Annotated in this window: 14 protein-coding genes and 1 other RNA gene; 9 read left to right on the top strand and 6 right to left on the bottom strand. The window is 62.1% G+C overall.

The window, feature by feature from the left end; genetic code table 11:
- The first annotated feature begins 9 nt into the window (after nt 1-9).
- The 3 genes from pyrC to rnpB all read left to right on the top strand — a co-directional run bounded on the left by pyrC (nt 10) and on the right by rnpB (nt 2,603).
- Nucleotides 10-1,089 carry a dihydroorotase gene (gene pyrC / locus ACOSV0_RS17120; RefSeq protein ID WP_434107306.1) on the top strand — a complete coding sequence of 360 codons (1,080 nt, stop codon included), beginning with the start codon at nt 10-12 and terminating at the stop codon, nt 1,087-1,089.
- Nucleotides 1,090-1,100: 11 nt separating this feature from the next.
- On the top strand, nt 1,101-1,934 hold the full coding sequence (locus ACOSV0_RS17115; RefSeq protein WP_434107305.1) for a DUF3025 domain-containing protein: 834 nt from the start codon (nt 1,101-1,103) through the stop codon (nt 1,932-1,934).
- Between the two features lie 255 nt (nt 1,935-2,189).
- Nucleotides 2,190-2,603: RNase P RNA component class A (rnpB, locus tag ACOSV0_RS17110), an RNA gene on the top strand.
- Between the two features lie 113 nt (nt 2,604-2,716).
- On the opposite strand, the gene ACOSV0_RS17105 is transcribed toward rnpB, so the two are convergent.
- Entirely contained in the window at nt 2,717-3,139 is a 423-nt protein-coding gene (locus ACOSV0_RS17105) for an OsmC family protein (protein ID WP_434107304.1), read from the bottom strand.
- Nucleotides 3,140-3,822: 683 nt separating this feature from the next.
- On the opposite strand from ACOSV0_RS17105, the gene rplM reads away from it, so the two are divergent.
- The 3 genes from rplM to erpA all read left to right on the top strand — a co-directional run bounded on the left by rplM (nt 3,823) and on the right by erpA (nt 5,290).
- Nucleotides 3,823-4,251, top strand: a complete 429-nt coding sequence (gene rplM / locus ACOSV0_RS17100) for a 50S ribosomal protein L13 (RefSeq protein ID WP_090686673.1) — start codon at nt 3,823-3,825, stop codon at nt 4,249-4,251.
- An 11-nt stretch (nt 4,252-4,262) separates the two neighbouring features.
- Nucleotides 4,263-4,655, top strand: a complete 393-nt coding sequence (rpsI, locus tag ACOSV0_RS17095) for a 30S ribosomal protein S9 (RefSeq protein ID WP_007180423.1) — start codon at nt 4,263-4,265, stop codon at nt 4,653-4,655.
- Between the two features lie 269 nt (nt 4,656-4,924).
- Nucleotides 4,925-5,290, top strand: a complete 366-nt coding sequence (erpA, locus tag ACOSV0_RS17090; RefSeq protein WP_007180424.1) for an iron-sulfur cluster insertion protein ErpA — start codon at nt 4,925-4,927, stop codon at nt 5,288-5,290.
- Between the two features lie 103 nt (nt 5,291-5,393).
- On the opposite strand, the gene ACOSV0_RS17085 is transcribed toward erpA, so the two are convergent.
- Nucleotides 5,394-6,524, bottom strand: coding sequence for an anhydro-N-acetylmuramic acid kinase (locus ACOSV0_RS17085; RefSeq protein ID WP_434107303.1), 1,131 nt, complete (start codon nt 6,522-6,524; stop codon nt 5,394-5,396).
- Nucleotides 6,525-6,742: 218 nt separating this feature from the next.
- On the opposite strand from ACOSV0_RS17085, the gene tyrS reads away from it, so the two are divergent.
- The 3 genes from tyrS (at nt 6,743) to ACOSV0_RS17070 (ending at nt 9,294) form a co-directional block, all read left to right on the top strand.
- Nucleotides 6,743-7,987, top strand: coding sequence for a tyrosine--tRNA ligase (gene tyrS / locus ACOSV0_RS17080; RefSeq protein ID WP_408517132.1), 1,245 nt, complete (start codon nt 6,743-6,745; stop codon nt 7,985-7,987).
- A gap of 56 nt (nt 7,988-8,043) precedes the next feature.
- Entirely contained in the window at nt 8,044-8,502 is a 459-nt protein-coding gene (gene dtd, locus ACOSV0_RS17075; RefSeq protein ID WP_434107302.1) for a D-aminoacyl-tRNA deacylase, read from the top strand.
- A 111-nt stretch (nt 8,503-8,613) separates the two neighbouring features.
- Nucleotides 8,614-9,294: a histidine phosphatase family protein gene (locus ACOSV0_RS17070; protein ID WP_434107300.1), complete on the top strand. Its 681-nt coding sequence runs from the start codon at nt 8,614-8,616 to the stop codon at nt 9,292-9,294.
- Between the two features lie 33 nt (nt 9,295-9,327).
- On the opposite strand, the gene ruvB is transcribed toward ACOSV0_RS17070, so the two are convergent.
- The 4 genes from ruvB to purH all read right to left on the bottom strand — a co-directional run bounded on the left by ruvB (nt 9,328) and on the right by purH (nt 13,667).
- Nucleotides 9,328-10,392: a Holliday junction branch migration DNA helicase RuvB gene (gene ruvB, locus ACOSV0_RS17065; RefSeq protein ID WP_434107299.1), complete on the bottom strand. Its 1,065-nt coding sequence runs from the start codon at nt 10,390-10,392 to the stop codon at nt 9,328-9,330.
- A gap of 121 nt (nt 10,393-10,513) precedes the next feature.
- Nucleotides 10,514-11,095, bottom strand: a complete 582-nt coding sequence (gene ruvA, locus ACOSV0_RS17060) for a Holliday junction branch migration protein RuvA (protein ID WP_434107298.1) — start codon at nt 11,093-11,095, stop codon at nt 10,514-10,516.
- Between the two features lie 154 nt (nt 11,096-11,249).
- The gene (ruvC, locus tag ACOSV0_RS17055) at nt 11,250-11,792 is read right to left on the bottom strand and encodes a crossover junction endodeoxyribonuclease RuvC (protein ID WP_120349422.1); all 543 of its coding nucleotides are present in this window, start codon (nt 11,790-11,792) and stop codon (nt 11,250-11,252) included.
- Between the two features lie 309 nt (nt 11,793-12,101).
- Nucleotides 12,102-13,667, bottom strand: coding sequence for a bifunctional phosphoribosylaminoimidazolecarboxamide formyltransferase/IMP cyclohydrolase (gene purH, locus ACOSV0_RS17050; RefSeq protein WP_434107297.1), 1,566 nt, complete (start codon nt 13,665-13,667; stop codon nt 12,102-12,104).
- Nucleotides 13,668-13,680 lie beyond the last annotated feature (13 nt).

Genomic DNA, 13,680 nt, shown 5'->3' with positions numbered 1-13,680 from the left:
CCTCTCGCCATGACCGCATCCAACGCCTCCCTCGATTCGATCGACTCCATCGACTCAGTTACGCTCGCCCGCCCGGACGACTGGCACCTGCACGTTCGCGACGGCGAGATGCTCGCTGCCGTGTTGCCGGATACCGCGCGTCAGTTCGGCCGCGCGATCATCATGCCTAACCTGAAGCCGCCGGTTACCACGACCGCGATGGCAGCGGCGTACCGCGAGCGCATCGTCGCCGCGATTCCGGCCGGGGCGAAGTTCGAACCGCTGATGACGCTATACCTGACCGACAACACGCCGCCCGACGAAATCCGCCGCGCGCGCGAAAGCGGCTTCGTGCATGGCGTGAAGCTGTACCCGGCGGGCGCCACGACCAACTCGGACGCGGGCGTGACCGACATCATGAAGTGCGCCAGAACGCTCGAAATGATGCAGGAAACCGGTATGCCGCTGCTGGTGCACGGCGAAGTGACGGATTCGTCGATCGACCTGTTCGACCGCGAGAAAGTGTTCATCGACCGCGTGATGACGCCGCTGCGCCGCGCATTTCCGGCGCTGAAGGTGGTGTTCGAGCACATCACCACGAAAGATGCAGTCGACTACATTCGTGAAGCCGGCGTGGCGCCGGGGCTGCTGGGCGCGACGATCACCGCGCATCATCTGCTGTACAACCGCAACGCGATCTTCCAGGGCGGCATTCGCCCGCATTACTACTGCCTGCCGGTGTTGAAGCGCGAGACGCATCGCGTGGCGCTGGTCGAGGCGGCGACTTCGGGCAATCCGCGTTTCTTCCTCGGCACCGATAGCGCGCCGCATCCGAAGGGTTTGAAGGAGCACGCATGCGGCTGCGCGGGCTGCTACACGGCGTTGCATGCGCTCGAGCTGTACACGGAAGCGTTCGATAAAGCCGGCGCGCTGGACAAGCTCGAAGGCTTCGCCAGCTTCTTCGGCGCGGACTTCTATGGTCTGCCGAGAAGCGAGGAGAAGGTCACGCTGCGTCGCGAAGAATGGACGCTGCCTGCTGAATTGCCGGTTGGCGACACGCCTGTTGTGCCGCTGCGTGGCGGCGAGTCGATTGGTTGGCGCCTCGTCTGAGCTTGCATTAGATGCAGGGGCAAGAGGCGGCGCGCGTGGATTCCGGTTTTGCCGATATCGACTGGTCGAAGCCGTGGTTCGCGCAATTCGCGGCGCGCGGCGAGCGCTGGCAGCAGGGCGCGCTGACGAGCTACGCGGCCTTGCTGGCAGAAATGAATGCCGATGCCGCCGAGATGCGGCAGGTCACAGGGCGCGGTCAGCGTCTCGCGTTCATTGCGCAGGACGATCTGCCGCCGGGAGCGGCTTACGAGGCGCACATCGCGTCGACGGGCTGCGTGCCGACGCGTCACAACCTGCATGACTTCTTCAACGGGTCGATGTGGTTTGCGTTTCCGCGGATCAAGGCGGCGCTGAACGCGCGGCAGTCGGCGGCGATCGACGTGTTAGGCGTCGGTCCGACCCGCGGCGGCGTGCGCGATACATTGACCCTGTTCGACGAAAACGCGTTGCTGTTCGCCTGTGCCGACCCGGTGTTGAGCGAGGCATTGCGCGGATTCGACTGGCAGACGCTGATGGTTGCTCATCGTGATGCCTGGGGCGCACGCTGCGAAGTGCGCTGCTTCGGTCACGCGTTGCTGGAAAAGCTGATCGCGCCGTTCAAGGCCTGCACGGGCCACGCGTGGATCGTCGACGTGCCGTCCGAGTACTTCGAATGGGGCGCCGCGGCGCGCGACGCATGGCTCGACGAGTCTGTAAGCACGGCGCTATTGGGCACCGACGCATTGACGAGCCGCATGTTCGCGCCGCTGCCCGTATTGGGCATTCCGGGATGGTGGCCCGAGAACGAAGCGCCGGCGTTTTACGAGGATGCCTCGGTATTTCGAGCTGGACGTCGCGTGCGGTAGGGCCCTGTAGGTCCACGTGGAATTGCTTGAAAGTGGCTTCATTGGAGCCCTGTACGCGACAAGCTTTCTCAGTCCACTTGAAGTTTTTCAAGGGGTTGTTCAAGCGGCGTTGGCGGATAGCCGCACACACGCTGACCGCACGGGCATGGCGTCGCGGCATCGCGATGAGATCCGGATTGTTCGCGCCGGGCGATCCGGCTATTTCTCCCGCCGACGCGGCTTCCCATCCCTGCAGATGTTAAAATGCGCCCCAGCAAAGCAGGCTAGGCAGTCGCGGCCTCTGCGGCTTCGGCCAAAGAGGGCGAGGAAAGTCCGGACTCCATAGGGCAGGGTGATGGCTAACGGCCATCCGTGGTGACACGCGGAACAGGGCAACAGAAAGCAAACCGCCGATGGCCCGGCGCAAGCCGGGATCAGGTAAGGGTGAAACGGTGCGGTAAGAGCGCACCGCGGCTGCTGCAAGGCAGACCGGCACGGTAACCTCCACCCGGAGCAATTCCAAGTAGGCTGGCTAGCATCTTCGAGATGCAGGACGGGGCCCCCGTCACGTCAGCGGGTAGGAAGCTTGAGCACGTCAGTAATGGCGCGCCTAGAGGAATGACTGCTACGCGCGTCGCGTTTTCGGACGTGACGCGTGCACAGAATCCGGCTTATCGGCTTGCTTTGCCACTCAACAAAAAATGCCGGCGTCCGTGTGGACGCCGGCATTTTTACTTTGACGCGCCGGTTTGGCTAAATGCGCGGCTATCCGCGCCGAGGCCGAAGCGCCGCGCTTATCTCGCTTAACCTGCGACGATGTCGAACGAGTGCGTGAGTTCGGCGGTCTTCGCGATCATGATCGACGCCGAGCAGTACTTGTCGTGCGACAGATTGATCGCGCGTTCTACCGTAGCCGGGTTCAGATTCTTGCCCGTCACGGTGAAGTGGAAGTGGACTTTGGTGAACACTTTCGGGTCTTCGCTGGCGCGTTCGGCTTTCAGGGTCACCGAGCAGCCGACGATTTCCTGGCGGCTTTTCTTCAGGATCATCACGACGTCGTACGCCGTGCAGCCGCCCGTGCCGAGCAGAACCATTTCCATCGGACGCGGCGAAAGATTGCGGCCGCCGCCTTCCGGCGCGCCGTCCATCGTGACCAGATGACCGCTGCCCGTCTCGGCCGCAAATGCCATCCCGTCTTCGCCCATCCAGCTCACTTTGCATTCCATGCTGTGCTCCACCGCGCTGCGCTTATATCGAAACGGCATTGTAGCCCGGTGTTTGCGTGTCCGCCCGAAGGGACTTTCGTCGAAATTTATGCGCAATGACGGCTTGCGTGTTGCGGTGCGGCATGTTTCGCCGGTTCGGGAATGTCCTGGCGGGTTTAGGGGTTTTACTCTAGCCGATACCTGTTTAGGCAGACGTTTAAAATGAGGGCGGGCTTTGATTTTAAAAGAAATTCATCGGGTTTTTAGTCTGTAGAATGAATTGTCATAATGTAAAATCACATTTCACAATGCAAATGTTCTTGCGTTGCACAAGGGTGCCTCATATAATCGATCCCATCGGTTGCAGCAGTTCTGCAACCTCCGCTGTCTCCTCCACCTCCTCCTTTGGTGGATTAAACCCGAACCGCTCGTTCGGGTTTTTTTTCGCCCGTATTTTCCTTTTGCCGATGCCGTTCGGTGGGCCACGAGGAAGGTCGAACGGCGCTGTTCCGCCGTCACGACGCATAACTTCTCGCCCGAAACCCCGCAGGCTTTGACTCTACGTGACAAATTCCTTTATAATTCAGAGCTTTTCCGCATCCGCGCCCGCGGAGGAAGAACCAGGGAGAGCCTGCACGCGCCTCGATGCGCACACTACAAGCAGGAAAAAATACATTGGGCGCAGCAATTTTTTTGGATCGATCATGAAGACGTTTTCCGCAAAAGCCCATGAGGTTACGCGTGAATGGTACGTGATTGACGCGACGGATAAGGTTCTCGGGCGTGTCGCCAGCGAAGTGGCACACCGTCTTCGCGGCAAGCACAAGCCTGAATTCACTCCGCACGTCGACACCGGTGATTTCATCATCGTTATCAACGCTGGCAAGCTCCGTGTCACGGGCAACAAGACTACGGACAAGAAGTACTACCGTCACTCGGGTTACCCGGGCGGTATTTATGAAACGACGTTCGGCAAGATGCAAGAACGCTTCCCGGGCCGTGCGCTCGAGAAAGCGGTCAAGGGCATGCTGCCGAAGGGCCCGCTCGGCTACGCGATGATCAAGAAGCTGAAGGTCTACGCTGAAGCAACGCATCCGCATTCGGCACAACAGCCGAAAGCGCTCGAGATCTAAGGGGAGCCCACATGATCGGTAACTGGAATTACGGCACGGGCCGCCGCAAGAGCGCCGTCGCACGCGTCTTCATCAAGGCTGGCAAGGGCGAGATCATTGTAAACGGCAAGCCTATCGCCGATTACTTCTCGCGCGAAACGTCGCTGATGATCGTGCGTCAGCCGCTGGAACTCACGAACCACGGCGTTACGTTCGACATCAAAGTCAACGTGAACGGTGGCGGTGAAACGGGTCAAGCCGGTGCGGTTCGCCACGGCATCACCCGCGCGCTGATGGACTACGACGCAACGCTGAAGCCGGAACTGTCGAAGGCTGGCTTCGTTACGCGTGACGCTCGTGAAGTCGAACGTAAGAAGGTCGGCTTCCACAAGGCACGTCGCCGGAAGCAATTCTCGAAGCGTTAATCGCTTCGTGTGCAATCCGGCTTTCGGGCCGGAATGCTGCAAAAGCCGCCAACGCTTTCGCGAAGGCGGCTTTTTTTATTGGTTCGCAGCCAGGCTTCGCGGTAAGGACTTTGTTGCCGAAGGTGCCGACGCGGTCTGCTCAGGCAGGCTGGTGGCGGCATCAGGGCCGTCCATTGAATTTGCTGTAAGAACCCATTGATTTTGTGGGCTTCGGCACGATATCGAGATCAGCCCTACAATAGCGGTTAGAAGCTTTTTGGAGAGTTCGAATGAACGCAGTCACCGATACACCCGTGACCGAGATGCCCGCCCCCTTCGTTTTTACCGACGCAGCGGCTGACAAGGTCAAGCAACTGATCGAAGAAGAAGGCAATGCGGACCTCAAACTGCGCGTTTTCGTGCAGGGCGGCGGCTGCTCGGGCTTTCAGTACGGTTTTACGTTCGACGAAGCCGTCAACGAAGACGACACCGTCATGAACAAGAGCGGCGTCCAGCTGCTGATCGATTCGATGAGCTACCAGTATCTGGTCGGCGCTGAGATCGACTATAAAGACGACATCAACGGTGCGCAGTTCGTCATCAAGAACCCGAATGCTACGACCACCTGTGGTTGCGGCTCGTCGTTCTCGGTTTGACGGCTGGGCCGGTCAGGCGGAAGGTTGTAAAAGAAAACGGGGCTTCGGCCCCGTTTTTTATTGTCTGGACTGGACTGAGCTGATCTGAACTCAACGCCCGCAATCAGCGCGGGTAGATTGCCCCCAGCACGCGTTCGGCGGCCGCGCCAGTGACCGCCGGCAAATTACCCGGCAGCCGGGCCACGCAGCGCATCGCCAGCCATGCAAACGCCAGCGGCTCGACCTGGCTTGGCGGGACGCCGAGCGCGTCGGTTGTCATCACAGGCACGCCGCTTACGCCGCTGTCCTCCAGCGCCTGTTGCAGCGCTTTCAGAATCTCCGGATTGCGCGCACCGCCGCCACACACATAGACCGCCTTGGCGTCCGACGCATGCCGCTCGATTTCGCGAGCAACCGTTACCGCGGTCAGCGCGACCAGTGTGGCTTGCACGTCGGCGGGATCGAGGGCGGCGAACGGTTGGAGCTTGGCATCCAGCCATTGCGGATTGAACAGGTCGCGGCCGGTGCTTTTCGGCGGTTGGGCCGAGAAAAAGGGCTCATCGAGCAGTGCGTTCAGCAGCGTGCGGTCAACCTGTCCGCCCGCGGCGAAATGGCCGTTTTCATCGAAAGGCTTACCGAGATGGCGCTGCGCCCATTCGTCGAGCAGCGCGTTTGCCGGCCCGCAGTCGAAACCGCGCACGCCGCCGGTCGCGTTCAGGACTGTGATATTGCTGATGCCGCCAAGATTGCAGACCACCCGCGTTTCGTCTTTCGCGCCGAATATCGTGGCGTGAAACGCCGGCACGAGCGGCGCGCCCTGGCCGCCGGCAGCGACGTCGCGGCTGCGGAAGTCGGCGACCACGTCGATGTGCATCATTTCCGCGAGCAGCGCCGGATTGTTGATCTGCCGCGTGTACCCCTTTTCCGGCCGATGCCGCACCGTCTGGCCATGCACGCCGATTGCACGCACTTCTGAGGCCGGCACCCGGCTGGCGTTCAACAATTCGTGGCAGCACACGGTGTAGCGCGTGGCGAGCGCATTGGCGGCCATCGCTTCACGCTCGATCTCGTTGTCTCCCGGCTGCTGGAGCGCGAACAACGCCTCGCGCAAGCCCGCCGCGAAGCCGACAAATGCCTCGGCCAGCACCACTGGCGGCTTCCCTCGGGCAAATTTGACGGCGACACCGTCCACGCCATCCATGCTCGTGCCGGACATCAATCCAAAGTAGACGCCGTCTGCGGGGTCTTGCGCCACGTTGCTGCTCCTCTCGATGATTCGTTGCGGTCTGTTTTAGCAGATTATCGACTCAATATCGACCCACGCGCGGCGCGAATATAAAGCGCTACGGCGCCGGTGGCGCACTCCGGTGGCCCTAAATCGCATGCCGGCGGGGCGTTTGTGGCGGAGTCAGTGGGCGCGGCGGCGCGCATCTATGGGACAATCTCTCTTTTTCGCGACTTCAAGTTTCCAGCATGAGCACCGAGTCCACCAAGCCCAGCCCCGCCTTCCCGATTACCGACGAAGTCCGTCACGCACTCGCCGTCACTAAACGCGGCGTCGACGAACTGCTGATCGAAGAAGAATTCGCACAGAAGCTCGCGAAGAGCGCGGCCACCGGCGTGCCCCTGCGCATCAAGCTCGGCCTCGATCCGACCGCGCCTGACATCCATATCGGCCACACGGTCGTGCTGAACAAGATGCGCCAGTTGCAGGACCTCGGTCACACGGTGATTTTCCTGATCGGCGACTTCACGTCGCTGATTGGCGACCCGTCGGGCCGCAACGCCACGCGCCCGCCGCTCACGCGCGAACAGATCGAATCGAACGCGAAGACGTACTTCGAACAAGCCGCACTCGTGCTCGATCGTGACAAGACCGAAATCCGCTACAACAGCGAATGGTCGATGCCGCTCGGCGCCGACGGCATGATCAAGCTCGCCTCGCGCTACACGGTGGCGCGGATTCTCGAGCGCGAAGATTTCACCAAGCGTTTCCAGGGTGGCGTGCCGATCTCGATCCACGAATTCCTGTACCCGCTGATGCAGGGCTACGACTCGGTCGCGCTCAATGCCGACCTCGAACTCGGCGGCACGGACCAGAAGTTCAACCTGCTGGTGGGCCGCGAGCTGCAGAAACAATACGGTCAGGAACAGCAGTGCATCTTGACCATGCCCTTGCTCGAAGGCCTGGACGGCGTCGAGAAGATGTCGAAGTCGAAGAACAACTACATCGGCATCAGCGAAAAGCCGACGGACATGTTCGGCAAGCTGATGAGCATTTCCGATGTGCTGATGTGGCGTTACTTCGAACTGCTGTCGTTCCGTCCCATGGACGAGATCGCTGGCTTCAAAAAAGAAATCGAAGCGGGCCGCAATCCGCGCGATTTCAAGGTGATGCTCGGTCAGGAAATCGTCGCGCGCTTCCACTCGCAAGCCGATGCCGAGCGCGCGCTCGAAGACTTCAATCATCGCGCGAAGGGCGGCGTGCCGGACGATATCCCGGCCGTGACGCTCGCGGGCGCACCGCTCGCCATCGGCCAGTTGCTCAAGCAGGCCAACCTCGTGCCGTCGACCAGCGAGGCGCTGCGCAATATCGAGCAAGGCGGTGTGAAGATCGACGGCACGACCGTGTCCGACAAAGGCCTGAAAGTCGAAGCCGGCGAGTACGTCGTGCAGGTCGGCAAGCGCCGGTTTGCGCGCGTCACGCTGACGGCTTGATGGCTCGGCGATAACACGATGGTGATTCGAGCGTTGTTGCATCAGGAGGCGGGCCGATGATCGCGCTGATCCAGCGCGTGCGGCGCGCGGAAGTGCGCGTGGGCGACCGGGTGACCGGCGCGATCGAGGCGGGCCTGCTCGCGCTCGTGTGCGCCGAACGTGGCGATACGGAGGCCGCAGCCGATCGGCTGCTTGCCAAAGTACTCGGCTACCGCGTCTTCAGCGATGCGGCCGGCAAGATGAATCTCTCTGTACAGAATCTCGACGGCGTCGGACGAGCAGGTGGCTTGTTGCTCGTTTCGCAGTTCACGTTGGCCGCCGACACCAACAGCGGCCTGCGTCCCAGCTTCACGCCCGCCGCACCGCCCGATGAAGGCAAGCGGCTTTTCGACTACTTCGTCTCGGCAGCCCGCGCAAAGCACCCCATCGTCGAGACGGGCGAGTTCGGCGCCGATATGCAGGTGTCGCTCGTCAATGACGGGCCCGTCACGTTCTGGCTGCAAACGACCGCTTGAGATTCAACCGCCGCTGCATGGCGCAGGCGGCGGCGCGCTTCCACCCCTCCAGCCGCTTTTTGCGACAATAGCGGCTCGGCATAACCGGCTACTGGCGCCCACGCTCATCCCATGACCACGCAGATTCTGTTCATCCGCCACGGCGAGACCGACTGGAACCGCATCAAACGCATTCAAGGTCACATCGACATTCCACTCGCGACCACCGGCCTCGCGCAGGCGCAACGCCTTGCACGCCGCATCGCGAGTGAGGTGAAAGAGGGGGCGCGGCTCGACGCCATTTATTCGAGCGATCTGCTTCGCGCACAGCAAACCGCGCAGCCGATCGCCGACGCGCTCGGCCTCTCGTTGCAACTGCGTGAAGGTTTGCGCGAGCGCTCATATGGCGCGTTCCAGGGGCATGACAGCGACGAGATCGCAATGCGTTTTCCCGATGAATACGCGCACTGGCAAACCCGCGACGCGGGCTTCGCGCCCCCTGAGGGTGAGTCGCAGCGCACGCTTTACCATCGCGTGCTGCATGCGATCGAGCCGATCGTCGCCGCGCATCCGGGTGGACGGGTCGCCGTTGTCGCCCATGGTGGCGTGCTGGATTGCGTGCGGCGGTTTGCGAGCGGCTTGCCGCTCGATGCACCGCGCGACTACGCGTTGCTGAACACGAGCGTCAATGTGGTCGATTATGCCGACGACGCCAGCAAGGCAACGATCGTCTCATGGGCGGACGTGTTGCATCTCGACGCACCGAGCGACGACGATAGCTTCAAAAAGAGCGCGCCGGAACCGGGGCGTTAAGCGGCGCGACTTGCTTCAACTCGCGCATCCGGCTCAGGTTGCGGCTGAATCCCATATGCCGGCTATCGGACTCGAAGCGTCCGGCGCGGCGAGACCGAAATGCCGGTACGTGAGCAGCGTGGCGACGCGGCCGCGCGGTGTGCGCTGCAGGAAGCCTTGCTGGATCAGATACGGTTCGAGCACGTCTTCGATCGTGTCGCGCTCTTCGCCGATTGCCGCTGCCAGATTGTCGACGCCGACCGGGCCGCCGTCGAACTTATGCAGAATCGCTTCGAGCAGTTTGCGGTCCATCAGGTCGAAACCGACCGCGTCCACGTCGAGCATTTTGAGCGCCGCGTCGGCTACTTCCGCGGTGATGTTGCCGTCTGCCTTTACCTCGGCGAAATCGCGCACGCGGCGTAACAGCCGGTTCGCGATCCGTGGCGTGCCGCGTGCGCGCTTGGCGATTTCGAAGGCGCCATCCGGGTGGATCTGCGCATGCAGCAATGACGCCGAGCGCGTGACGATGCGCGCCAATTCCTCGGCGTTATAAAACTCGAGCCGCGCGACGATCCCGAAGCGGTCGCGCAGCGGATTGGTCAGCATGCCCGCGCGCGTGGTCGCGCCGACCAGCGTGAACGGCTGCAGATCCAGCTTCACGCTGCGCGCGGCCGGTCCTTCGCCGATCATGATGTCGATCTGATAGTCCTCCAACGCCGGATACAGAATTTCTTCGACGACCGGCGAGAGCCGGTGGATTTCGTCGATGAACAGCACGTCGTTGGCTTCGAGATTGGTGAGCAGCGCGGCGAGGTCGCCCGCGCGTTCGAGCACCGGACCAGAGGTTTGCCGCAGATTGACCCCCATTTCCCGCGCGATGATGTGAGCGAGCGTGGTCTTGCCGAGACCCGGCGGCCCGAACAGCAGCACGTGGTCGAGCGATTCCGACCGGCGCTTGGCCGCCTCGATAAAGATTTCCAGCTGGCCGCGCACTTTCTCTTGCCCGACATATTCTTCGAGCTGGCGCGGACGCAACGCGCGCTCGAACGCTTCTTCGTTCGGCGAGACGGGCGTGGCCGCAATGATGCGCTCGGCGGCGAGTTTGTCGGTTTCGATCATGCGGTCATTGTACCGCGAGCCGCCCGTTGCGAAACTCGGCCGAATGGCCAGGGTGCGCGCTGTGCCGCCGTGTGCGAAGCTTTACTTGTCGCACACGGCACCACCGTCACGGCGTGAGCTTTTAACCCTTGGACAACGCCTTCAGCGCGAGCTTGATGCCTTCGGAAACGCCGGTGCCCGCCGGCACGTTCTTGATGGCGGCCAACGCTTCTTTTTCGGAGTAACCCAATGCGATCAGTGCGTTCAGGATATCGGAGGCGTGGTCGGATGCCGACGCCGCGCCCGCCAGCGCGCCCAGGTCGGCGCCGATCTTGCCCTTCAGTTCGAGGAGCAGCCGCTCAGCCGTCTTCTTGCCGATGCCAGGCACGCGAGTCAGGCGCGCTGCGTCCTGCATCGTGACGGTCTGCGCCAGTTCATGCACGCTCATCCCGGAGAGCACGGCGAGCGCCATACGTGCGCCGATGCCGGTGATCTTCAGCAGTTCGCGGAAGGTCGAGCGTTCCTCGGCGGAGCCGAAGCCGTAAAGCAGATGCGCGTCTTCGCGCACGATCATTTGCGTGAGCAACACGACGCGTTCGCCGGTCGACGGCAGGTTGTAGAACGTGCTCATCGGCACGTCGACTTCATAACCGACGCCGTTGCAGTCGACGAGCAGGTGTGGCGGGTTTTTTTCCAGCAGAACGCCGGCAATGCGACCGATCATGGCGGATTCAATCTTGAGAGAAAGGGCGAGTGTAGCGCAGTGGATGCGCTGCATGATGCGTAGTCGCGATTCGCGCTGTTTCCACAATTCGTGCGGCCGGAAGCCGGCTCGGTCGCGGTGCGGATCATCGTGCTGGCAAGCCGGAACGGAGGGCCTAGCCCACCAGCCGTCCGCGCCGCACTCGCAAACCTTTCTTCGCCAGCGAAGGCGCAATTCCGCCCAGCGTACTAAGCGTCGAGCCGCCGTGCGCGTGGCAGATCGCCATGCCGAGGGCGTCGGCGGCGTCGGTGCTGGGTACGCCGGAGAGGTTGAGGAGCCGCACCACCATCTGCTGCATCTGCTCCTTGGTTGCGCGGCCGTAGCCGACCACGGCCTGCTTCAACTGCAAGGCCGTATATTCGGCGACCGGCACGCCGCCCGCCACCAGTCCACAGATTGCCGCGCCGCGCGCCTGGCCGAGCAGCAGGGTGGATTGCGGGTTGACGTTGACGAATACCTTTTCGATCGCGGACTGGTCCGGGGAATGCTGGCGGATCAGTGTCGAAATGCCTTCGAAAATCGTGCCGAGACGCGATGGCAGATCGGCGTCGGCGGTTTTGATCACGCCGCTTGCGACGTAGCTGAGCGTGTGTCCGGTTTGATCGATTACGCCAAAGCCGGTTACGCGCAAGCCGGGGTCGATGCCGAGAATTCTCATGAGGTGCCGCACATGCGGTGAAAACCAGGTGCTTGCGATACTACAACGAACGCGCCGCATAGCGGTCGGTGTGTGGCGCTGACGGCGGAATAAAAGCCGCTTCTGCATGCGTTGAAAGAGGGGGCGCACACGGAGCGCTATCGGAGGCTCAGCGTTGACTCAGGTGTCGGGGTGTATGAAATCGGCCGCGCCAAAATCGCAGATCCAAAAGAAAACGGCCCGGTGGAAATCTCCACCGGGCCGTTTCGCTCAAACTACGTTAGCGACTACCGCATCACAAGGAGCCACGCGGTGTCTGCGAAGCCGAATTCAATGCCGGAAGTGACGCACCCCGGTCAACACCATCGCGATGTTGTGCTCATCTGCCGCACCGACTACTTCGTCGTCGCGCATCGAGCCGCCCGGTTGAATCACGCAGGTCGCACCTGCCGCGACCACCACGTCCAGGCCGTCGCGGAACGGGAAGAACGCATCCGACGCCACGGCCGAACCGGCCAGCGTCAAACCGGCGTTCTGCGCCTTGATGCTCGCGATACGCGCCGAGTCCACGCGGCTCATCTGGCCCGCGCCGACGCCGAGCGTCATGCCGTTGCCGCAGAACACGATCGCATTCGACTTCACGTACTTCGCGACGCGCCATGCGAACAGCAGGTCGTCCATTTCCTTCGGCGTCGGGTGGCGCTTCGTGACCACGCGCAATTCATGCGGCTGCACGTTCTTCGAATCGAGCGATTGCACCAGCAGGCCGCCGCCGACGCGCTTCAGATCGAACGCGTTGTGGCCTTCGCCCAAGGCGATTTCCAGCAGACGCACGTTCTGCTTGGCCGCGAACACCTGGCGAGCTGCCGCGCTGAACGACGGGGCGATCAGCACTTCGACGAACTGCTTGGCCACGGCTTGCGCCGCCGCTTCGTCGACTTCACGGTTGAACGCGATGATGCCGCCGAACGCCGAGGTCGGATCGGTCTGGAACGCCTTCGCATACGCTTCGTTCGCGTCCGCGCCCACTGCCACGCCGCACGGATTCGCATGCTTGACGATCACGCAGGCCGGCACGTCGAACGTCTTCACGCATTCCCACGCTGCATCGGAATCGGCGATGTTGTTGTACGACAGTTCCTTGCCTTGCAACTGGTTGTAGTTCGCCAGTGCGCCCGGCTGCACCGCCAGGTCGCGGTAAAACGCCGCGCTCTGATGCGGGTTTTCGCCGTAGCGCAGGTCTTGCACCTTGTCGAAAGCCAGGTTGAACGTAGCCGGGTAAGTATTGCGCGACGAGTGTTGCAGTTCGTCGGTCAGGCTCGTCAGGTAGTTCGTGATCGCGCCGTCGTACTGCGCGGTGTGCGCGAATACCTTGGTGGCCAGGCGGAAGTTCGTCTTGTACGAAACCGCGTTGCTGTTCGCGCGCATTTCGTCGAGCACGACGGCGTAATCCGCCGGATCGACCACGACCGTCACGTCGCGATGATTCTTCGCGGCGGAGCGCAGCATGGTCGGGCCGCCAATGTCGATATTCTCGATCGCGTCTTCCAGCGAGCACTCTTCTTTCGACACGGTCTGCACGAACGGATACAGATTCACGACCAGCAGGTCGATCGTCGGGATGTCGTGCTTTTCAAGCGCTGCCATGTGCTCCGGCAGGTCGCGGCGCGCGAGAATGCCGCCGTGCACCTTGGGATGCAGCGTTTTCACGCGCCCGTCCAGCATTTCCGGGAAGCCCGTGTAGTCGGCGACTTCGGTGACGGACAGACCCGCGTCCGCGAGGAGTTTCGCGGTGCCGCCGGTCGACAGGATCTTGACGCCGAGGTCCGACAGCGACTTGGCGAAGTCGACAATGCCGGACTTGTCGGAAACGGAGATGAGCGCTTGCTTGATCATGATGAAGACGAAA

Origin of the sequence: Paraburkholderia caffeinilytica (genome assembly GCF_051027425.1) — a bacterium.
GTDB lineage: Bacteria > Pseudomonadota > Gammaproteobacteria > Burkholderiales > Burkholderiaceae > Paraburkholderia > Paraburkholderia caffeinilytica_A.
The sequence above is the reverse complement of the archived record's forward strand: the minus strand, read 5'-3'. Positions and strand labels throughout refer to the sequence as shown.